The organism is Vibrio sp. STUT-A11, assembly GCF_026000435.1.
Taxonomy (GTDB): Bacteria; Pseudomonadota; Gammaproteobacteria; order Enterobacterales; family Vibrionaceae; genus Vibrio.
Genome location: NZ_AP026763.1, coordinates 1,786,493 through 1,808,019, shown reverse-complemented (window position 1 = coordinate 1,808,019; position 21,527 = coordinate 1,786,493). Strand labels below are relative to the sequence as shown.

17 protein-coding genes are annotated in these 21,527 nt (G+C 43.6%); 13 read left to right on the top strand and 4 right to left on the bottom strand.

Annotated elements, in window-relative coordinates; genetic code table 11:
* Positions 1-79: 79 nt before the first annotated feature.
* From OO774_RS08600 to rmf, 8 genes are all read left to right on the top strand, one after another.
* Positions 80-4,921, top strand: a complete 4,842-nt coding sequence (locus tag OO774_RS08600; protein ID WP_264901571.1) for an NAD-glutamate dehydrogenase — start codon at positions 80-82, stop codon at positions 4,919-4,921.
* A 309-nt stretch (positions 4,922-5,230) separates the two neighbouring features.
* Complete coding sequence (gene pyrD, locus OO774_RS08595) at positions 5,231-6,241, top strand: quinone-dependent dihydroorotate dehydrogenase (RefSeq protein WP_264901569.1); 1,011 nt, start codon at positions 5,231-5,233, stop codon at positions 6,239-6,241.
* Positions 6,242-6,408: 167 nt separating this feature from the next.
* On the top strand, positions 6,409-6,951 hold the full coding sequence (locus OO774_RS08590) for a cell division protein ZapC (protein ID WP_264901567.1): 543 nt from the start codon (positions 6,409-6,411) through the stop codon (positions 6,949-6,951).
* A gap of 494 nt (positions 6,952-7,445) precedes the next feature.
* Positions 7,446-9,569, top strand: coding sequence for a bifunctional 23S rRNA (guanine(2069)-N(7))-methyltransferase RlmK/23S rRNA (guanine(2445)-N(2))-methyltransferase RlmL (gene rlmKL / locus OO774_RS08585; protein WP_264901566.1), 2,124 nt, complete (start codon positions 7,446-7,448; stop codon positions 9,567-9,569).
* A gap of 14 nt (positions 9,570-9,583) precedes the next feature.
* A complete protein-coding gene (locus tag OO774_RS08580) occupies positions 9,584-9,826 on the top strand; it encodes a glutaredoxin family protein (RefSeq protein WP_014231884.1) in 243 nt (80 codons plus the stop codon).
* Positions 9,804-11,723: an ABC transporter ATP-binding protein gene (locus OO774_RS08575; RefSeq protein ID WP_264901564.1), complete on the top strand. Its 1,920-nt coding sequence runs from the start codon at positions 9,804-9,806 to the stop codon at positions 11,721-11,723. Before OO774_RS08580 ends, OO774_RS08575 begins: the two co-directional genes overlap by 23 nt.
* Positions 11,724-11,730: 7 nt before the next feature.
* Positions 11,731-13,452, top strand: a complete 1,722-nt coding sequence (locus OO774_RS08570) for a DUF3466 family protein (protein ID WP_264901562.1) — start codon at positions 11,731-11,733, stop codon at positions 13,450-13,452.
* A gap of 171 nt (positions 13,453-13,623) precedes the next feature.
* Entirely contained in the window at positions 13,624-13,797 is a 174-nt protein-coding gene (gene rmf, locus OO774_RS08565; protein WP_014231881.1) for a ribosome modulation factor, read from the top strand.
* Between the two features lie 149 nt (positions 13,798-13,946).
* Here rmf and fabA read toward each other — a convergent pair whose 3' ends face one another.
* Together fabA and OO774_RS08555 are read right to left on the bottom strand one after the other, a co-directional pair.
* Complete coding sequence (gene fabA / locus OO774_RS08560; RefSeq protein ID WP_264901559.1) at positions 13,947-14,465, bottom strand: bifunctional 3-hydroxydecanoyl-ACP dehydratase/trans-2-decenoyl-ACP isomerase; 519 nt, start codon at positions 14,463-14,465, stop codon at positions 13,947-13,949.
* Between the two features lie 70 nt (positions 14,466-14,535).
* Complete coding sequence (locus OO774_RS08555; RefSeq protein ID WP_264901557.1) at positions 14,536-16,176, bottom strand: Lon protease family protein; 1,641 nt, start codon at positions 16,174-16,176, stop codon at positions 14,536-14,538.
* A 211-nt stretch (positions 16,177-16,387) separates the two neighbouring features.
* On the opposite strand from OO774_RS08555, the gene matP reads away from it, so the two are divergent.
* The 5 genes from matP (at position 16,388) to OO774_RS08530 (ending at position 18,982) form a co-directional block, all read left to right on the top strand.
* A complete protein-coding gene (gene matP, locus OO774_RS08550) occupies positions 16,388-16,837 on the top strand; it encodes a macrodomain Ter protein MatP (protein WP_264901555.1) in 450 nt (149 codons plus the stop codon).
* Between the two features lie 10 nt (positions 16,838-16,847).
* Entirely contained in the window at positions 16,848-17,159 is a 312-nt protein-coding gene (locus tag OO774_RS08545; RefSeq protein WP_264901553.1) for a DUF3634 family protein, read from the top strand.
* A 120-nt stretch (positions 17,160-17,279) separates the two neighbouring features.
* Entirely contained in the window at positions 17,280-17,600 is a 321-nt protein-coding gene (locus OO774_RS08540; RefSeq protein WP_264901552.1) for a hypothetical protein, read from the top strand.
* A 390-nt stretch (positions 17,601-17,990) separates the two neighbouring features.
* Positions 17,991-18,467, top strand: coding sequence for a GNAT family N-acetyltransferase (locus OO774_RS08535; protein WP_264901551.1), 477 nt, complete (start codon positions 17,991-17,993; stop codon positions 18,465-18,467).
* Positions 18,468-18,604: 137 nt separating this feature from the next.
* Positions 18,605-18,982, top strand: a complete 378-nt coding sequence (locus OO774_RS08530) for a PH domain-containing protein (RefSeq protein ID WP_264901548.1) — start codon at positions 18,605-18,607, stop codon at positions 18,980-18,982.
* 505 nt (positions 18,983-19,487) lie between these two features.
* On the opposite strand, the gene OO774_RS08525 is transcribed toward OO774_RS08530, so the two are convergent.
* Together OO774_RS08525 and OO774_RS08520 are read right to left on the bottom strand one after the other, a co-directional pair.
* Entirely contained in the window at positions 19,488-19,835 is a 348-nt protein-coding gene (locus OO774_RS08525; RefSeq protein ID WP_264901547.1) for a helix-turn-helix domain-containing protein, read from the bottom strand.
* 165 nt (positions 19,836-20,000) lie between these two features.
* Positions 20,001-21,353 (bottom strand): ISNCY family transposase, encoded by a 1,353-nt coding sequence (locus tag OO774_RS08520; protein WP_264906092.1) that lies wholly within the window; start codon positions 21,351-21,353, stop codon positions 20,001-20,003.
* Positions 21,354-21,527: the final 174 nt, after the last annotated feature.

Genomic DNA, 21,527 nt, shown 5'->3' with positions numbered 1-21,527 from the left:
TTACCAATGCTTAGTTTCCGGAAGTTTTCCTGTTGCTAAGTCCCCCTACAAAACAACAATTATTCTGTGGAGTGTGAATATGACCGCGCGTGAAAATGTAGTGCCGGTTCTGCTTGAAAAAGTGTACCAACTGATTCAAGACAAACTCGAGCTTTCTCACCAGACGCTTGTAACTAAACTTGCTCAACACTTATTTAGTAATATTTCCGATGATGACCTGGTCCAGCGAAATGAATCCGATCTCTATGGTGCCGTAATCAGCCTTTGGCACCATATCAACGAAAAAAAACCTGAAGATGTTTCTGTACAAGTCTTCAACCCGACCGTCAGTCGTCAAGGTTGGCAATCGACTCACACAATCGTAGAAATTGTTGTTCCAGATAGCCCGTTCTTAGTGGACTCAATCAAGATGGCCTTAGCTCGTCTAGATTTGGTGTCTCATCTTATGTTGAACAATCCAACTCAACTTCAACGAGATGAGAAGGGCCACATTATCGATGTAAACGGTGAAGGTGGTGTTCTTCAGTCTTTGTTCCATATCGAAGTTGACCGTCTTACCAGTAAAGAAGAGATGCTGGCTCTTAAAGCTGAGCTATTAGACATCCTTTCTGATACGCGCCTTGTCGTAAGCGACTGGAAAAAGATGGTCGACAAGCTGAAAGTCGTTACTGATCAACTTGAACAGAATAAAGAACGAGTAACGATCCAAAAGGATCGTATGGATGAAACTATTGCATTTTTGCGTTGGTTAGGTGAGCACAACTTCACCTTCATGGGTTACAAAGAATATGACCTTGTTGAAAACAATGGTGATACAGAACTAAATCCTGTAAAAGAGAAAGGCTTGGGTCTGTTTGCGGACGACAAGCGAGTTCGCAGCGTGAAACTGTCCGAACTGTCTGATTCAGCAAGACTAGAAGCGAAAAAGCCATACGCGCTGATCATGACAAAAGGCAATAAACCATGTCGTATTCACCGTCCTGCTTACACTGACTATATTGGCATCAAGAAGTTTGATGAAAATGGCAAAGTGATCGGTGAGCACCGCTTCACTGGCCTTTACACGTCGGCGGTATACAACCAAGCGGTTCAAAGCATTCCACTGATTCGTGAAAAAGTGGATCGTATCCTAACTGCAAGTGGTTACCGTCACGGATCATACTCATACAAAGCACTGCACAATATTTTAGAAAACTACCCACGTGATGAGCTGCTTCAAGCAAACGAAGAAGAGTTGCTGGAAGTCGGCATGGGCGTGGTGCAAATGCAAGATCGCGACTTGATTCGTCTGTTTGTACGTAAAGACCCGTTTGGCCGCTTCTTTAGCTGCATGGTCTACGTAACAAAAGACCGTTACAACACAGAATTGCGTCGCCAGACTCAACGTATATTCCAACAATACTTTGGCTGTGAGCAAGAAGTTGAATTCACCACTTACTTCTCAGAAAGTCCTTTGGCCAGAACGCATTACATTGTTCGTGTAGACAATAACAACATTGATGTAGACGTGAAAAAGATCGAGCAAAACCTAATGGAAGTTTCCACCTCTTGGGACGACAGACTTAAAGAATCCATCATCGCTAACTTTGGTGAAAGCAAAGGTCTTCCACTTTCAAAAGAGTACATGAGTTCATTCCCGCGTTCATACAAAGAAGACATGATGCCTAGCTCTGCAGTGGCAGATATTGAACGCTTGGAAGCATTAAGCGATGACAACAAACTGGGAATGTTGTTCTACCGTCCTCAAGAAGAAGCGGCAGATTCAAAAGCAGTACGTTTGAAACTTTACCACCGAGACGAGCCGATCCATCTTTCTGACGTAATGCCAATGTTAGAAAACTTGGGTCTACGCGTGATCGGTGAATCTCCGTATGAGATCGAGAAAACCAACGGTCAGACATTCTGGATCCTTGATTTCTCAATGCTGCATAAGAGCGAGAAAACGGTAGATCTTCGTGAAGCGCGAGATCGTTTCCAACAAGCATTTGCAGCGATTTGGTCTGGTAACTTAGAGAGTGATGGCTTTAACCGTCTTGTTTTAGGTGCTTCACTGACTGGCCGTGAAATCTCAATTCTTCGTGCTTACGCGCGCTACATGCGTCAAGTTGGTTTCCCATTCAGTCAACAATACATTGAAGATACGCTAAGCCACTACCCAGACCTAGCAACAGGTCTAGTTAAGCTGTTTACCAAGCGTTTCGATCCTAAGCACAAAGGTAGCGAGAAAGGTCAGAATGATCTTATCAAGAAACTGACTGAGCAATTGGATCGTGTAGAAAGCTTGGATGATGATCGTATCATTCGTCGTTACATGGAAATGATCATGGCGACGCTACGTACCAACTACTACCAAACTGACGAGAACAAACTGCCTAAGCCTTGGTTGTCATTGAAGATGAAGCCGAGTCAAATCCCAGAGATTCCACAACCGGTACCGGCATTTGAGATCTTCGTTTACGCACCGGATATCGAAGGTGTTCACTTGCGTGGTGGTAAAGTAGCACGTGGTGGTTTGCGTTGGTCTGATCGCCAAGAAGATTTCCGTACAGAGATTCTTGGCCTGGTTAAAGCACAACAAGTTAAGAACACGGTTATCGTTCCTGTTGGAGCGAAAGGTGGCTTTGTTTGTAAACGTCAACCATCTCTTACTACACGTGATGAGATCTTCACGGAAGGTCAACGTTGTTACAAACGCTTTATCCGCGCGTTGCTTGATGTCTCAGACAACATCATTGAAGGCGAAGTCGCTCATCCGCAAAATGTTGTACGTCACGATGAAGACGACCCATATTTGGTTGTTGCTGCAGATAAAGGTACTGCAACATTCTCAGACTTAGCGAACTCAGTCTCTGAGGAATACAACTTCTGGCTGGGTGATGCATTCGCATCTGGTGGCTCGAACGGTTACGACCACAAAGCAATGGGTATCACAGCGAAAGGTGGTTGGGAGTCAGTGAAACGTCACTTCCGTGAAATGGGCATTGACTGTCAAACCACGGACTTTACTGCTATCGGTGTTGGTGACATGGCAGGGGACGTGTTTGGTAACGGGATGCTGCTTTCTAAGCACATTCGTCTACAAGCTGCATTTAACCACATGCACATCTTCATTGATCCAAATCCAGATTCAGCGTCAAGCTGGGAAGAGCGTAACCGCTTATTTAATCTGCCAAGATCAAGCTGGGAAGATTACAACAAAGAGTTGATCTCCGAAGGTGGTGGCATCTTCTCTCGCCGTGCGAAATCGATCCAGTTAACACCTGAAATTCAGAAAATGTTGGGTACTAAGAAAGCTTCTCTGGCGCCAAACGATCTGATTAAGATGATCCTGAAAATGAAAGTGGATCTTCTATGGAATGGTGGTATTGGTACGTACGTTAAAGCTTCTAACGAGACGCACACTGACGTTGGCGACCGTGCAAACGACATGCTACGTATCGACGGTCGTGATCTGAGAGCGAAGGTTGTCGGTGAAGGCGGTAACTTGGGTATGACTCAGCAAGGTCGTATCGAATACGCACTTAACGGCGGCCGCGTGAACACCGACTTCGTTGATAACGTAGGTGGTGTTGACTGTTCGGATAACGAAGTAAACATCAAGATCTTTCTCAATGGTTTGGTTTCAAATGGTGATCTGACTGTTAAACAACGTAACCAAATCCTAGAGTCGATGGAAGATGAAGTCGGTGAAATCGTTCTTGATGATGCTTACTGTCAATCAGAGTCAATCTCTGTTACTGAGCAGCAGGGCGTCGGTATCGTTAAAGAACAGATTCGCTTCATCCATACTATGGAGAAAGCAGGGTTCTTGGATCGTGCACTGGAATACATCCCTGATGATGAAACGCTTCTAGAGCGTGAAAAGCAGGGCTTGGGTCTGACACGTCCAGAGCTTTCTGTTCTGGTTGCTTACGGCAAGATGGTATTGAAGCAGCAGCTTGTTTCTGACGAAATCGCCAATGATGAGTTCCATGCGAAACAGCTCGTTGCGTATTTCCCAAGTGAGTTACGCCGTAACTATAAACATCAAATGGTTAACCACCCGCTACGTGCAGAAATTATCGCGACAGCGCTGGCGAACCAAATGGTTAACGAGATGGGCTGTAACTTCGTCACTCGCTTGCAAGAAGAGACGGGGGCAAGTGTTGTTGATATCGCAAATGCTTACAGTGCAGCACGTGAAATCTTCGAACTAGAATCGATTCTAAAACAGACTCGTGAGCTGGATAACGTAGCGACAGCGCAAGCACAATACGAAATCATGTTCTATGTTCGTCGTGCTCTACGCCGAATTGCTCGTTGGCTACTGCGTAATCGTAGCGGCAAATACACTGTGGGTGAATTGATCAATCTTTACAAACAAGATGTGAACGTTATCAGCGAAACGCTAGATAGCATGCTTGTTGAGTCAGAAGTTGAAGAGCACAACGAACTCGCACAAGTTTGGATGGAAAGAGGGGTTGAAGAGAAACTGGCTCATCAAGTCGCGCGCTTATCAAGTCTGCAATCTGCACTGGATATTTCAGCAGTGGCAAGTGAAACAGGCAAAACGGTTGAGCAAGCATCTAAGTTGTACTTCAACTTAGGTGACCGTCTGTCTCTGCACTGGTTCTTGAAGCAAATCAATAACCAAGCTGTAGACAACAACTGGCAAGCGTTGGCTCGAGCAGCGTTCCGTGAAGACTTAGATTGGCAGCAACGTCAGCTAACCGCTCAGGTACTAAATTGCAACTGCGCGTCAGAAGAGTTTGATGTGATGGAAGCGCTTGATAACTGGATGGAATCCAATGAGCCGTCACTGCAACGTTGGGAAAGTATCCTAAACGAGTTTAAAGTTGGCTCAGTCCATGAGTTCGCGAAATTCTCGGTTGCACTGCGTGAGTTGGTATTGCTTAACTTAAACTGCTCACCAAGCGAGTAGGAGAGTTAGCGTTTTAGTCAAAGCCTCGTAGAGATACGGGGCTTTTTTGTACCTGATTACCAGGCCTTAGCGAAATTTAAGTTACGCTGTCACCATGAATTTAACTTTATATGTACTGAAATCGATTGCTTTTTTATAAATGATTATGAATTTTGCGATCGATTATTCATTGTAACCAACTGTTTTTAATAGATAATTAATTATGAGAAATATGATTTTACTTAATTCGTTCATTTTCATTGAATTACGATTAAAAACAGTAAATAATATTGACCCGTTTACACGGGGCTTTTTTCTTTCGGAGGCACAATGCTTTACCGTCTAGCCAGAACTGGCTTTTTCCAACTTGATGCCGAAAAGGCACATGATCTTGCAATTAAGAATTTCCAACGCTTTAACGGCACACCTCTCGATCTTTTCTATCGTCAACAATTACCAAATCGTCCAGTAGAGTGCATGGGGCTAACGTTCCGTAACCCTGTCGGTCTTGCTGCTGGTTTAGACAAAAACGGCGAATGTATCGAAGCGTTTGATGCGATGGGTTTTGGTTTCGTTGAAGTCGGTACCGTAACACCACGTCCGCAACCTGGCAATGATAAACCACGTCTGTTCCGTCTAGTGGAAGCAGAGGGCATCATCAACCGTATGGGCTTTAACAACCTAGGTGTTGATCACTTGGTTGAGAATGTGAAGAAAGCGAAGTTCGACTGTGTACTTGGTATCAATATCGGCAAAAACAAAGATACGCCGATTGAGAAAGGGGCAGAAGACTACCTGATTTGTATGGAAAAAGTATACGAATACGCAGGTTACATTGCGGTGAATATTTCTTCTCCAAACACGCCAGGATTACGTTCGCTTCAATACGGCGAGGCATTGGATGAGTTGCTTGCTGAATTGAAAGCAAAACAATCTGAGCTAGCAGAAAAACACGATAAATACGTGCCGCTGGCACTGAAGATCGCACCTGACTTGAGTGATGATGAAATCGTTCAGATTTGTGAGTCTCTGATTAAGAACAACATTGATGGCGTAATCGCAACCAACACCACGTTGGATCGAACCGTTGTTGAAGGTATGAAACACGCGAATGAAGCGGGTGGGTTAAGTGGTCGTCCGGTACAGTCTCGTTCTACCGAAGTGGTTCGTAAACTTCATGAAGCGCTTGGCGACAAACTGCCGATCATTGGTGTAGGCGGTATTGATTCTTATGTTGCGGCAAAAGAGAAGATGATGGCCGGAGCAAAGTTGGTCCAAGTCTATACAGGTTTTATTTATCACGGTCCAGGTTTAGTATGCGATATTGTTAAAAATCTTTAAAATATTTTAACAACTCGCTGAGTTTACATTAGTTATTACAAAAAAAGAGGACCTTGTTTCCTCTTTTTTTTTATTCGTTCATTTGTAAAATTTAAAAAATCATGAGTAGGTAATTAAGCGTCTTACCTCTTTACCACTGATTTAACTAGTCAAGAGAGAACGGAACAATGCTTAAACCCAGCGACAAATGGAATTGGTATTATGACGAGCATAAAGCTTGTTTAATGCTGGATTTAGGGGAGGAAATGATTTTCCAAACCAATCTAACCCGAAAGCTGTTAGTCAACTGCGCCTTCTCAAACAACGAATTTACTGTCGATGATGCTAGTGCGTTTCAGACCTTTAATGAACGTATTCGCTGTCTCGATATCAGTGAATACCGTCAAGCAGAACTAACCCTATACTGCGTAGCTGCTAAACGCTTCCATAAGCCAGTACAACCTAAAAGTTGGTTTTTCGATGCTCAGTCTTCTGGATATGAACCAGAAGAAGGGGATATGGTCTTCCTTACTAACCAATACTCTGAAGGTGTCTTCATTGTACTTGAGCCAGGAGAAACGTCTAGCTTGTGCCTTTATGTAGGACAAGATGAGTTTGTTCTTGATGGAAACAAATCCCTACCATTTGGTCAACCGATTAAAGTGATGCATGACCGTATGGCATGTGCAAGCCACCTATTTGTGATGGCTCCAATGGCCATGGTTGGATAACCGATTTAATTTCTTTATTTCGTTCCTTTGTTTGCCTTAATCGACCGCTTCAGGTCGATTTTTTTATCTTCACACTTCACTTTTTCCACATAAATGCCTCTGTAACTGTACATTTTTCGTGCACTTAATCATGAGGTAGGTCACTTTTATTCCACTTTTTTTAACTTAGCTTTTTCTAATGTTAGGCAACTTGGTGCTTAATATTTACCCATTTATTCCCCTATATCAACAGAATGTAATTTTATAACAACTATAAACCCATACTGGTATAGTCCAATTTAATGGTAAATAAGTATTCACTATCGCAGTAGAAACCGTTTAATGGTTAAAAGGAAAACGAGATGAAAGTTGATTGAAGTGCAAAATGTAGTAACTTTTAGATCAGCTAACTGGTGAGTGTTTGTGCTAACGGAAGGGAAAATACCTTTAAAAACGAGGCATTGATCGTAAAGTCAGGTATAATTGAAGCCATTTTTTATCAGCGAAAGAACACTATGAATCAATATCTCGCGGTAACTTCAAATGGCATGGAAAATTTGCTTGTTGAAGAACTGACTAAACTAGGCATCGAAAATGCGAAACCAGTACAGGCAGGCGTAAAATTTAAAGCGACAAACGAACAAGTTTATCGCTGTTGTTTGTGGAGCCGTTTGGCGTCTCGATTTGTACGTGTTTTATCTGAATTCACCTGTAACGATGATATGGACTTGTACCTTTCTACAATGGCCATTAACTGGGTGAACCAATTCCATAGTTCAAAGCGTTTCGTTGTCGACTTTAACGGTACAAACCGTGAAATCCGCAATAGCCAATACGGTGCGATGAAAGTAAAAGATGGCATCGTCGATTGCTTTGAAAAGAAAGGATTACCTCGTCCAAATATCAGTAAAGAGCGTCCGGATATCCGTGTTCATGTTCGCTTGCACAAAGACAAAGCATTGCTTGGTGTGGATATGGTGGGTAGTGGACTTCATCAGCGTGGCTACCGTCCGGAATCAGGCCGCGCCCCTCTGCGTGAAACATTAGCTTCTGCGATCATCATGCGTTGTGGTTGGGATGGCCATCAGCCTTTACTCGACCCAATGTGTGGTTCAGGCACGCTACTTATCGAAGCGGCGATGATGGCAGCCAATATGGCGCCTGGTGTGAAGCGTAAGCAATGGGGCTTTGAGTCACTAGAAGACTTCGAACCTGAGCTGTGGGCCGAGATTAAATCTGAGGCCAATGTTCAGGCTCGCCGTGGTGTCAAAAAAGTTGACGCAAAGTTTTTCGGCTTTGATAACGACCCTAAAGTATTGAAAGTCGCTCAAGATAATGCTCGCAGAGCAGGTGTTGAAGAGTTGATTGAATTTGCACAAGGTGACGCGGCAACCATCACTCGTCCAGCAGGATTTGAGCATGGCGTTATTGTTTCTAACCCTCCATATGGTGAGCGTTTAGGTACAGAGCCTGGCTTGATTGCGCTATACACTGCATTTGGTGGGCAACTTAAGTCTGAGTTTGGTGGCTGCAAAGCGTCGATTTTTTCTAGCTCTGATGAATTGCTTAGCTGTCTTCGCATGCGTGCGGATAAACAGTTCAAGTTAAACAATGGTGCGTTACAGTGTCACCAGAAGAATTACAGCATTGCAGAACGCAGTGTTGATGAAGTGAAAGGCGCAGATACCAATGTACAAATCGCACCTGACTTCTCTAACCGCCTGAAAAAGAACATGGGTAAGATTGGTAAGTGGGCTCGTAAAGAAGAGCTAGACTGCTACCGAATCTACGATGCCGATCTTCCTGAATACAACGTTGCAATTGATGTATATGGCGATCAAATCGTTATTCAAGAGTACGCTGCACCTAAGAACATCCCAGAAGAAAAAGCCAAACGTCGTTTAACCGACATCATCCGTGCAACCATTCAGGTCACGGGTGTGGAAGCGAACAAAGTCGTACTTAAAGTTCGTGAGAAGCAAAAAGGCCGCAATCAGTACCAGAAACTGGGACAAGTCTCTGAAACACTGGAAGTTCATGAGTATGGTGTGAAGCTGATCGTAAATCTTCACGACTACCTTGATACGGGTCTTTTCCTTGATCATAAAATCACTCGTCGTCGCATTGGTGAAATGGCAAAAGGGAAAGATTTCTTAAACCTGTTTGCTTATACAGGTAGCGCTACCGTTCACGCAGCCGTTGGTGGTGCTCGTTCAACCACGACGGTTGATATGTCTAACACCTACCTGAACTGGGCGAAAGACAATATGCAGCTTAACGGTTGTGTAGGGCGCCAGCACCGCTATGAGCAAGCGGATTGTCTGCAGTGGTTAGAAAATGCAAAAGGCGAGTACGATCTTATCTTTATTGATCCACCGACGTTCTCAAACTCTAAGCGTATGGAAACGTCGTTTGATGTACAGCGTGACCACATTAAATTGATGAAAAACCTCAAGCGACTATTAAGAAATGAAGGCACTATCGTGTTCTCAAACAACAAGCGTCATTTCAAGATGGATGAACAAGCATTAGCTGAATTAGGTCTGAAGGCTCAAAACATCTCTTCTCAAACGCTACCGCTGGATTTTGCTCGTAACAAACACATTCATAACTGCTGGTTGGTTACACACGCAGAGTAAAAAAGGATTTTGATGTGCTGACATTGTATAGCACAGAGGGCTGCCATCTTTGTGAGATGGCATTCTCTCTAATAACTGAGGTCGGTCTGGCGGAACAGACTGATATCGTCGACATAGCGTTCGATGATGAACTATTTTCTCGTTACGGTGTCACGATACCCGTACTCAAATATCAAGATTCTGAGCTGAACTGGCCGTTTGACTCAGAGCAACTTACAAATTGGTTGGAAAATAATGGCATTACTTACCATTCATAATGCGCAGTTGGCATTTGGCGATCATCCGTTACTCGACCATGCAGAATTTGCCTTACAAGAAAACGAACGAGTGTGTTTAGTAGGGCGAAATGGTGCCGGTAAGTCCACGTTGATGAAAGTGCTTGCTGGCGACATTGTACTGGATGACGGAAAAATCCAGATCACTCAAGACGTCGTCGTCTCTCGTTTAGAGCAAGATCCACCACGCAACCAGGAAGGCACCGTTTACGAATACGTATCGGGTGGCTTAGCCGAAGTCGGTGAACAGTTGAAGATCTATCACGATCTTCTTGATCTTGTCGCTCAGGACCCAAGTGAAAAGAACATTAATCGCTTATCTAAGGTTCAGGAGCAACTTGATCATTCCAATGCATGGCGCTTTGATGATCGCGTTAACAATGTGTTAGGCGCACTGAAGCTGAGTCCTGAAACAAAGCTGACGGATTTATCTGGAGGCTGGCAACGTAAAGCAGCACTTGCTCGCGCGCTTGTGTGTGATCCTGATGTACTGCTTCTTGATGAGCCAACTAACCACCTTGATGTGACAACTATCGAGTGGCTAGAGAACTTCCTGAAAGACTTTAAAGGTTCGATCATCTTTATTTCTCACGACCGTGCTTTCATTAAGTCGATGGCAACACGCATCGTGGATCTCGACCGAGGTCAGCTTGCTTCATTTCCGGGTAATTACGAAGGCTACCTGACAGAAAAAGAAGAGATGCTTCGTGTTGAAGAAATGCAGAATGCAGAATTCGACAAGAAACTTGCTCAAGAAGAGGTATGGATTCGTCAGGGCATCAAAGCACGTCGTACTCGTAATGAAGGCCGTGTGCGCGCACTGAAGAAACTCCGTGAAGAGCGGCGTGACCGCCGCGATGTGCAGGGCAAAGTTAACCTGAATATCGATGATGCCTCTCGCTCCGGTAAAATCGTCTTTGAAGCTGAAAACGTATCCTTTGCTTATGAAGGCAAAAAAATCGTTGATAACTTCAGCTTCAATATTATGCGCGGCGATCGAATCGCACTAATTGGTCCAAACGGCTGCGGTAAGAGTACGGTACTTAAGTTACTTTTAGGCCAGTTAGAAGCACAGTCTGGTCGTCTACATTGTGGTACTAAGCTTGAAGTTGCGTACTTCGACCAGTACCGTGAGATATTAGACCCAGAAAAAACGGTGATTGATAACTTGGCGGATGGTAAGCAAGAAGTGATGGTTGGTGGCCGCCAACGTCATGCTCTGAGTTACCTACAAGATTTCTTATTTGCGCCAAAACGAGCAAGAACACCAGTTAAAGCACTTTCCGGCGGCGAAAAAAACCGTCTATTATTAGCGCGTATCTTGCTGAAACCAAACAACTTACTTATTCTTGATGAACCAACCAACGATTTGGATATCGAAACGTTGGAACTTTTAGAAGAAATGCTTGCCAACTATCAGGGTACGCTACTGTTAGTAAGCCACGACCGTGAGTTTGTTGATAATACGGTGACAACAAGTTGGATCTTCGAAGGAAATGGCGTTATAGAAGAATTTGTTGGTGGTTATCACGATGCAAGACAGCAACGTGAGCAGGTATTGGTCGCTCGTCAGTCGGCTGAAAAAGCAGCGAGTAAAGAAAAAGTGGTTGAGGAAACTCCCAAAACACCTCAGCCTAAGAACAACTCGAAGAAATTATCATATAAGCTGCAAAGAGAGCTAGAAGCTCTTCCAGCTAAACTAGAACAATTAGAGTCGGATATTGAGACGTTGCAAGAACAAGTGAATGATCCGGAATTTTTCACTAAATCTGTAGAACAAACTCAACCGGTATTGGAACAGCTTACTGCTCTCGAGCAGGAGTTGGAAATCGCATTCGAGAGATGGGAAGAACTCGAAGCAATGCAACAGGATAGTTAAGAATTCAATGAATTGTAGTCACAAATTCAAACTAACTGCCATCGCGATGATGGTAGGTTCATCAATGAGTGCAAACGCTGCATTGTATCAAGTTATCGAAGTTTCACCTGAGGTAAATGGTGACGTTGTCGATTATGAAACGGCTTATGGTGTTGCGATTCAGCAGGGTGATGTTGAGGACGCATCTACGAGTTCTCCATTTGCTCTAGGGTGTTTTGATTCAACAGCCAACTGTACGCAAGATCAATTTAAGCTCGCCGTTGAGAGTCGTACAACGCCTTTATCAGCTGGCCAGGCAGTAGACGGTATTAGCTATCGAGAAGAAGTGCCATTTGGTATGGACTCTCGATTTTCTTATGTAGATGATCGCGATGACTTTGAAAGTTACTGTTATTACAACCTGGGTTACAACACCTGTGAGACATGGGCTGCGGTAAACGTCGTGCCTTGGGATAACGAACGCTACAAAGACTTTACCTCTAATGCGTTGGCATTTGTCGAAGGTGATAGTGCGGCGTACGTAAATGAGTACAACAACGTTATCAATAGCTTAACGTCAACCGGTGAAGCAGTTGGTAACCAAAGCGTAATCAGTGCAGATGATTCATCTACGCTGGACACGCGTAACACGGTTGTCGCTCCTGTTCTTCCTAACATCATTACGGAAGAAGATCAGGCAACAGTTGTCGAGAGCCATGCGTGGAAAACAGACGGTGTGTTCACATCGGGTAGCGTTTCACGTAGAGCGAGTAACAATAATGGTACTCACCACACCTCTAAAGCCGCAATCTGGGATCAGGCAGGTAACGTATCTGAGCTATCATGGCCAAGTAATACTTCCAGCGATAACAACCGCCTAGCGCAAGGTAGCATGCGTGACTTCATCGTTGATGGTACGACAGTATATGGCGTTGGTTACAATACGTATTCTGACAACAACTACATGAACGCGACCGTGTTTGTGGGGACGCTAGAGTCTGAAACGTCAATTGAAAACGTTACATGGTCGAATAAAGTGGTAAGTGGCGCACGTCAACGAGAAGACGGTGATACCATTCACTCGAACTCGCGTCTGACAGCGGTTAACGCAAACTTTGTCGGTATCGGTGAGGCAAAACGCAGTATCCCGACAGCGGGTGCATACCCAAATCGTTTGTTTATCGTACCTGATGTTCGTTCTGACTCTCTAAGCGCAGTGTACCCAACTTCTGGCATCTTCTTTAATGGTGCTGGCGGTAAAATGGGTGGCATCAACGCCTATAATGAAATTGTTGGTCAGATAGATACGGACTCTACCCGTGAGGATGATGGTAAGCCACGCCGTAAGCGCGGTTTCATTTACCCATATAGTGCAGACGGTACAGCGAGCGAGCGTGCTGAATCACTATTTGGCGGTCAGCCATGGCTTTTAGATGCACTGACTAACGGTGGTGAATACTCTGAAGCGAACAACGAGTTCCGCATCATCGATGCAACCGACATTAACGATGCTGGCGTTGTATCTGGCACGGCATTGAAATGTGCTGGCGGCTATAATTCTACAGCGCACAACGCATCTTGTGACGTGACAGAAGAGATCGTTGCGGTGAAACTCCTGCCAATCCCTGATCAAACTCAGGAGGATATTGTCTCTCGAAGCATCGAAGAAGAAAATGCAACGCGTGAAGGTGCCGGGCTTGGTTGGTTAGCTTTGACCATGCTAGGCTTATTTGGGTTCCGTAGAAAATAGTTAAAAATTTTCAATTCAAGCACAGATTCACAGAAATGAGTCTGTGCTTTTTTTATGTCTTGAGAAAATGTCAAAGTTGATCGATTCTTGTAGTTGGAGTCATAAAAACTCCACTAAAGTTTCACAAAAACAGAAGCAATTTTTAAAATGGATCTGTATGAGGAATTAACTATGAAGAGACAAAAGCGTGATCGCCTAGAACGAGCTCAATCTCAAGGCTATAAAGCTGGGTTGAATGGAAGGTCCCAAGAGGCTTGCCCATATCAACAAGTTGATGCTCGGTCGTATTGGTTAGGTGGTTGGCGTGATGCCAGAGACGAAAAGAACTCTGGTCTCTATAAATAATAACTCCCACATACAACTAGAAGGATTTGAAAGGGCTCTTTAAAGAGCCTTTTCTGCATTCAGCGCATGAGAAAATTTACAGGATTAGGTTTCGCGAAATAAAAAAGGCTCCAACCGGAGCCTTTAATGAAACTGCAGAAAACCTGTACTTAGAAGTTAGAAGTGTCCTGGAACAAACCAACTTTCAGATCTTTCGCTACGTAGATTTCTTTACCGTCTACTAATACACGGCCATCCGCCAGACCCATAACAAGCTTACGGTTTACAACGCGCTTCATGTGGATTTCGTAGGTTACTTTCTTCGCTGTTGGCAGGATCTGACCTGTAAATTTCACTTCACCAACACCCAGAGCACGGCCTTTGCCTTCACCGCCAATCCAGCCAAGGTAGAAACCAACAAGCTGCCACATTGCGTCTAAGCCAAGACAACCAGGCATTACCGGGTCGCCAGGGAAGTGGCAATCAAAGAACCAAAGATCTGGAGTAATATCCAATTCCGCTAGAATTAAGCCCTTACCAAAGTCACCTTCCGTCTCTGACATTTTGGTAATACGATCCATCATAAGCATGTTTGGCGCAGGTAGTTGTGGGCGACCTGGGCCGAAAAGCTCACCTTGGCTCGAAGCTAGAAGATCATCACGATTATAAGAATCACGTTTGTTTTGCATTATCAATCACTCCAATTTTTGACAGATGCATCTTAGTGAACACGTGTACGCTAAACAACTCCGATCAGTTCTAAACAAACCAGTTTTTGATACGCTGCACTATTCCTTCCGCATGTTCATGTCTTTCAAAATTTTCAATACGTTCAGCAATTTTTCCAATAATACTGTCGTCTTCACCGCGGAATGGTTTACCCATTAAGATAGGAATGGCTTCATCGACAGTCGATACCGACCAAATGTTGAACTCTCCATTTTGAATGCTTTCTATGACACTTTTATGTAAGGCCAAATGCTTCAGGTTAGTCTTAGGCAGAATCACACCTTGATGTCCAGTAAAGCCCTGATGCTTACAAACCTGATAGAAGCCTTCGATTTTTTCATTCAAACCACCAACGGCCTGAACTCGACCAAATTGGTCGACTGCGCCTGTGACCGCAATTTGCTGATCCACTGGACATTCAGACAGCGCACTCACCAAACAGCATAATTCAGCAAGGGAGGCACTATCGCCATCAACTTCACTATAAGACTGTTCAAACACAATAGAAGCGGCGTAGGGCAATGGCTCATCAAAGTTTAGCGCAGAACTCAGGAACGCTTGCATGATCATCATACCTTTCGCGTGTAAATTGCCGCCGAGTTCAGCTTTACGCTCTACATCAGAGACATCACCGTCACCAAAGTGAATTACACAGGAAATACGCGCAGGTTCACCGTAAGAAACTGGGTGACCCGCCATATCAATGACCGTTAAACCATTAATTTGTCCAACTTGTTCACCTGTCGTCTCGATGATCACCTGACCATCAAGAATATCGTATACAGCGCGTTGTGGCAGGTAAGATTCGCGATAGTATTTGTCATCAATCGCCTGGTCTATTGCTTTGAAATCAATCCTCTCACCGTCGCGGTGTTGGCTAGCCAGCGTTAAAAGCTGACAATGCCACATGATACCAAGAGGAAGATAATGCTGATCTTCCATTTCGCGCATGCCAGCGAGCATCAGTCTTTTATAAGCGTCTGTATCTAAACTTGGTAGGTTGTATTCTGTACATAACCAATTCACAAAACCCAAGTACGGAGACAAATTGTCCAGAGACAAATGGATGTCTTCCTCAACCTCGGTATACATACTAAGGCCAGACGAGAAATCCTCATCAACATATTCGAGTTCCGCTAACTGGCTTCTGTCACCAGTAACAATAAGCTTAACGTCATAGCTATTTGTTGCCACGGCAGAGGCTGCAATACGTGTAGGGCTCATGTTCATTGGTGTAAAAGGTTGTTTTTGAATTGCAGACTTAATGCTTGGCCAGTAACCAGGGTTTGCCAGAATCAAATTGGCAGGAACCATGAGATAACCGCCATGGGCTTGAGCAATGAGTCCCTGTTCTGACGTCACTTCGCCATTTTCAGAGAGACTGTAACGATCAAATAAGTGTTTCGCGTCGAGCGATTCGGTCGTAACCACTGGCGAAGATGCGTTATGTTCGACTGCCTTACTGATAAACCCACGGTATATAGAGTTATCGACGCAATTAATCAGCAGGATGCGGGTAAGGCCACCAAGTTTAGTGAAGCGAGAGATTGTGGCTGACATTCGAGGTTGCAGATCAACAAATGTCTTGTTTGGTAATGTCGAAGCGGACTTCAATAATGCTTCGTATTCATCGAACGAAGGCGTAACGTCTTGCCAGTTAAGTTGGTTCATTAAAATTCATCATCATTTAATTTGGCGCCATTATAGCGAAACTGCCAATAACTCCCTAGTCCCAATTTCTACAATCACGTCAAAGAGATGTTTAGCCTGAGTAAGACTTAGACAAATGAGTGATCAGCATCGATACTTCTTAGAGATTTGTTTGCTGATTTAGAATAACTGGGTTACGCTGTCACTAGGTGAAAGCTACGGGTCGGAAAGGATGAAATATCAGCAACTTGAAAATTTGGAATGTGGATGGAAGTGGAACTATCTGATTAAGAAATGGAAGGATGGAGAGGCGATAACGCGTCACATTGACTCCAGTGAAGCAGATGCCGCAGTCGCTGAGTTACGAGGCCTTGAGCACGAACCTACACAAGTACTGGCATGGATAGATAATCACATGTCAGAAGCACTTGAGAACAAGCTCAAACAAGCAATACGCGCAAAACGCAAACGTCATTTCAACGCTGAGCAAGTTCATACTAAGAAGAAGTCCATCGATTTGGATTACCGGGTTTGGGAAAAGCTGTCCAGCCGAGCAAATGATTTAGGTTGTACATTATCTGATGCGATTGAATATCTACTTTCCGAAGCATCACGAAGTGAAAAGGCAAGTCAGAAGGTTAGTTCACTTAAAGAAGACTTGAGTAAGCTGTTATCCAGTTAAGGAGTATTAAATGTTATACGTAATATTGATTGCTGCTGTTGTTATCTTTTGGCTGATTGCGGTTGACCGGCCGGTACTCAAGGTTTCGTTTGACGAAGGGCACATCAGTAAAGTGAAAGGTCATATTCCGCCTTCTTTTAAACACAACTTAGAAGACATCAGTGAACACAATCCGTTTACTGGTGAAATGAAAGTTTATAGCCAGCGCACAGGTATGCGATTGGTCTTTTCTAAAGACGTACCGAAGAAAACCCAGCAAAGAATTCGCAATGTCTTTCCTCACCAAGGCTTTAAAACCTCTAAAGGCAAAAAACGCGCTTAGCCTACATATCAATTACTTCTGCATGTTAAATGGGACGCAAAATCGCGTCCTATTTTTGTATTTAAAACGCAAGAAACTAACATAATTCCATATTTGTCAGATAGTTATATGGAGTTTTTCATGCGATACGTTGTCACTTTATTGGCTTTATCACTCTTTAATACACCAGCGTTTGCAGATGATTCTCAAACCAATCCAGTTGCGAAAAAGATCAAAAATAAGCTTCAGCGAAAAGTAAGTAAGCAGTTCGATGATTATCAGGGCTATTGCGATGTAATGATAGAAATGGAGCACAAGGGAAGTAAAGCATCCATTAAGCGAGTATCTGGAACTGGCGATCAAACCGTATGCCGATACGTGAAATCCAATTTAAAAATTGGGAAGCGATTTAGATACAAGTTTCCCGAGAAGTATATCCGACTCCATATTACAACGAATTAAGAACACCGGATCATTTTACCTTGGCTCCATAGGTTCGCGGCAACAATGCAAGCGAATGTAAAACCTTGCGACGCGCTTCGTAACCCTACAAATGACGGTTTACACAATGAGCTCACTGCTCATAACATAGCGAAGTCGATTGGCCTCGACTGGCTTACACATTAGAGTCGTATTAATTACTCTAATATGAAGCCAACACTAAAGCCGAACCTTAGCGATGGGGTTCGGCTTTTAGTGTTGGGTCTGAATATCAAAAAGCACCAAATGAAATGCGTGACTGTTTTGTCGAGTCTAAAACGGTTTATAAACGAGAAGTTTGTGACGAATACTAGCAAGCTGTATTATTCTTCCTGTTGATTAACGATAACGCTTTGGATCTTCTGGAGAAGTATGCAGTTAACCGAGTTTAAACAATCTCATTTTAAGCAGCTGGTGGAATGGATTAAGACCGATGAGTTGAATTACTTATGGGGCGGACCAGCATACTCTTTTCCATTGACTCAAACACAGATCAAACGACACTGCGCTCAAGCTGAAGTGCATCCTTATCTTGTCACCCTGAACAATGACAATGTAGGGTTTATCGAACTGTACAAGATAACAGAAGATCATTATCGCATCTGTCGAGTTTTTATAAGCGAAGAGTTTCGTGGTCAAGGACTCGCAAAGAAGATGATGGCGCAAGTGATTGATAAAGCAAGGAATGACTTGTCTGCAGAGATGCTCAGTTTAGCGGTATTTGAGCATAATACGGCGGCTAGGAAGTGTTATGAATCTCTGGGTTTTAAGACTTTGACGGTTGAATCCGGTACCAGATACTTTAACGGCAAGTCGTGGAAGCTGTTACGTATGGAAAAGCAATTTTAGATACTTCTGTTTGCGACCTACTTTTTATCAAGCGAGGCTTTGCCTATTTCGTTTTCCCCAAACCATAAACATGGGCAGGAAAGATGAATACAAGAGGGCAAATGGCTTTAAAACGCATACCTGAATAGGAGATAGTCATGATCGATTTTGAAAACTCATCGGTGTTTAAACTAAAGCCGATTGAAGAGTCGAAGGTGAGAGAAGATTTCTACAAGTTTCTGATTGATGGCGAAGAAATCATCGCCGCTTTCAAAAGTATTCGCGATCAAGTGGTTTTCACCAATAAACGAGTTATTGCTGCGAACGTTCAGGGGATTACCGGCTCAAAAGTGGACTATACATCGTTACCGTATAGCAAGGTAAACGCGTTCTCTGTAGAAACTTCAGGCACATTGGATCTCGATTGTGAGATCGAGCTTTACCTTAGCGAGGTTGGTAAAGTGCTGTTTGAGATTAAAGGATCTTTTGATCTGATCACTTTCAACAAACACATCAGCCAATGTGTGATGGGCTAAGCCAGCGTTATAGATTCACTACGCACGGCATTTTAAAGCGATACACTCAATTTTATGGTAGCTGGTGGCGTTCAAGATGCTTTGCGTTATAGCCTACAAAACCAAGTGAAGTAGGGTGCTTGGAGCTTTTCCTCCATGTATTTATACAAAAATAAAGACGAACCTTAACTATGGGGGTCGGCTTTTTTATTGTCTAAATGGCCAACGTACCCGAAGATTGTTTTTCAGCTATATTTATCTTGAATATCACACTTAACAAGATGGGCTAGACAATGAAACTAGCATATTACGTAAACGATATAGCTCAAGATAATAGCGACCATGAAGTCCATAATAATGGTGATCATGAGGTCCATAACTCGGGCTGTCCTCATTTTGATAAAATCCAATCTAAGACTTATCTAGGCTTATTTGATAATTGTGCTGAAGCAGTCATTGAAGCAAAAAAGAAATATCCCCAGTCAAATGGTTGTTATTGGTGCTGTAACGACTGTCACATGCCACACTAGTTAAAAACGGGGAACTTTCTACGAACAAATAGCGTACGCACATCCTGGTGGTAAGTTCCCAATAGAAATGAAGCCGCACCGAACCTGACAAAAGATTTTATCAGCCGGGAAAGTTGCCGATAACTAATACCAAGAATTCGCGACGCATCTTGACGAGAAAGATTACAGTGCAAGACATCTTGGATGACAGAAAATCGTTGTAGTTCGCGATCATTCATGGCTATTACTTGGCGCTCACTCAAGTTGAGGATCTCTGCCGCATCTGCACGGCGTAAACGATGTTCACAAACATCATTGATCACTTTGTAACGTGAAAGGTCTTTGTCACTCATAGTTACCAGCATCCCAATGTCCCTTAAATAAGTTCACGTAAGAATGAGGCTAGCTGCAGAACCCAAAAAAGAGACATTTTAACTTTGCTCCTACAGCTCTTGTCAATCCCATTTTAAAATGTCCTCTTTTTTCCCCAAGTAGAAATGTCCCTCTGTGAGTTAAATAGAGTGGGTGAGTTAAGTTTTACTGTTAGAGGCTTTGAAAGTTTCTGGTGTGATGAGGACTGGGTTTATCGCCCTTAGTTGTTCCTGAAGCGCTCTTTGTTGAGCTCTGCGTTTAGGGGCCTTTTTGCTCCTGGTTCGCTTCTGTTGTTGCTCGAATTCCTCTTGCTGCTGCTGAGCAAACTTTAGTACTTGACCTAATCGCTTGTTGTCTACAATTTGGGTTTGCTGAACATGTTCAAGCTTATCGAAGATTTTAAATTCCAACTTTCTGTGACCATACACTATCGCAATGTCTCCGTTGGGATAGTCTAAGACTTTTACTTGCTCGTGAACCAATCGGCTGTTTTCTTCAGTTGGTTCAATGAGGTAAACCACTTTGTCATATTGAAATGTCAGTGATTTAGAGAGCTTACGTATTTCCTGCCAACTGAAAATATCGTCAAGTTCCTGCGGGGTTTCGCGCACTTTTCGATGCATGTTTTTCGGATACATTGCAGGCTTGGCAAAACGTCGATTGAAATCGGCAATGAAGTAGGGAAGCCATGCGTTCGCTTCTTCAATGGTATTGATGCCTTGTAGACGCATCTCCTTGATTAATCGGTCTTGTAGCGTCTTATTCGCTCGCTCAACACGTCCCTTGGCTTGAGAGCTGTTCGCACAAATCAGTTCAATCCCGAACTCATCAAGAATACGACCAAATTGGGTTAATCCCACTTTTTTGAGATGCTCTTGGTTGACTCGAAATATCGAGTGTTTATCGCTGTAAAAAGCCACAGGCTTGCCATGTTGATTTAGGTATTCCCGTGTGGCCACCATGCAATCAAAGGCAGATTCGGTATCACTGAAGCGTAGGTTCATCAAACGTCCCGTCGCATCATCGATGTAGACCAAGAGACAGCACTTAGGGCTGCGTCCTTCAAACCAATCGTGGTGTGAGCCATCAATCTGGATCAGTTCGCCTAAACAGTCACGACGATAACGAGGTTGGTAAACGCGAGGTTGACGTTGTGAGTGTGGAACCCAGAGACCATCGGCGATCATCCACTGGCGTAAGGTCTCATTGGAAAGAGGTAAATTATGGAGCTCTAACAATTTTTCTTGTGCTAATGTTGGAGCAAAATCCGCATAATGCTTTCGAACAATGGCTAAGATAGTCTGACGATAATCACTGGAGATACGATTATTACTTGGCTTACCGCGAGCACCATGCACCAAACTGGCCGCACCGGACTCTCGTAGCCGGTTCATTAGGCGTTGAACTTGGCGCTCACTCAAGTTGAGGATCTCTGCCGCATCTGCACGGCGTAAACGATGTTCACAAACATCATTGATCACTTTGTAACGTGAAAGGTCTTTGTCACTCATAGTTACCAGCATCCCAATGTCCCTTAAATAAGTTCACATAAGAATGAGGCTAGCTGCAGAACCCAAAAAAGAGACATTTTAACTTTGCTAAAACGTGACATTACAACTTTGCTCCTACAGCTCTACTACGCATTATGTATATTATGTTAAATAACGTATGACGCTACGCCAAAT

What these genes read in the sequence shown, in the direction of transcription:
- OO774_RS08600 (WP_264901571.1), top strand. Translation starts at nt 80, where the DNA reads ATGACCGCGCGTGAAAATGTAGTGCCGGTTCTGCTTGAAAAAGTGTAC.
- pyrD (WP_264901569.1), top strand. Translation starts at nt 5,231, where the DNA reads ATGCTTTACCGTCTAGCCAGAACTGGCTTTTTCCAACTTGATGCCGAA.
- OO774_RS08590 (WP_264901567.1), top strand. Translation starts at nt 6,409, where the DNA reads ATGCTTAAACCCAGCGACAAATGGAATTGGTATTATGACGAGCATAAA.
- rlmKL (WP_264901566.1), top strand. Translation starts at nt 7,446, where the DNA reads ATGAATCAATATCTCGCGGTAACTTCAAATGGCATGGAAAATTTGCTT.
- OO774_RS08575 (WP_264901564.1), top strand. Translation starts at nt 9,804, where the DNA reads ATGGCATTACTTACCATTCATAATGCGCAGTTGGCATTTGGCGATCAT.
- OO774_RS08570 (WP_264901562.1), top strand. Translation starts at nt 11,731, where the DNA reads ATGAATTGTAGTCACAAATTCAAACTAACTGCCATCGCGATGATGGTA.
- rmf (WP_014231881.1), top strand. Translation starts at nt 13,624, where the DNA reads ATGAAGAGACAAAAGCGTGATCGCCTAGAACGAGCTCAATCTCAAGGC.
- fabA (WP_264901559.1), bottom strand. Translation starts at nt 14,465, where the DNA reads ATGCAAAACAAACGTGATTCTTATAATCGTGATGATCTTCTAGCTTCG.
- OO774_RS08555 (WP_264901557.1), bottom strand. Translation starts at nt 16,176, where the DNA reads ATGAACCAACTTAACTGGCAAGACGTTACGCCTTCGTTCGATGAATAC.
- matP (WP_264901555.1), top strand. Translation starts at nt 16,388, where the DNA reads ATGAAATATCAGCAACTTGAAAATTTGGAATGTGGATGGAAGTGGAAC.
- OO774_RS08545 (WP_264901553.1), top strand. Translation starts at nt 16,848, where the DNA reads ATGTTATACGTAATATTGATTGCTGCTGTTGTTATCTTTTGGCTGATT.
- OO774_RS08540 (WP_264901552.1), top strand. Translation starts at nt 17,280, where the DNA reads ATGCGATACGTTGTCACTTTATTGGCTTTATCACTCTTTAATACACCA.
- OO774_RS08535 (WP_264901551.1), top strand. Translation starts at nt 17,991, where the DNA reads ATGCAGTTAACCGAGTTTAAACAATCTCATTTTAAGCAGCTGGTGGAA.
- OO774_RS08530 (WP_264901548.1), top strand. Translation starts at nt 18,605, where the DNA reads ATGATCGATTTTGAAAACTCATCGGTGTTTAAACTAAAGCCGATTGAA.
- OO774_RS08525 (WP_264901547.1), bottom strand. Translation starts at nt 19,835, where the DNA reads ATGCTGGTAACTATGAGTGACAAAGACCTTTCACGTTACAAAGTGATC.
- OO774_RS08520 (WP_264906092.1), bottom strand. Translation starts at nt 21,353, where the DNA reads ATGAGTGACAAAGACCTTTCACGTTACAAAGTGATCAATGATGTTTGT.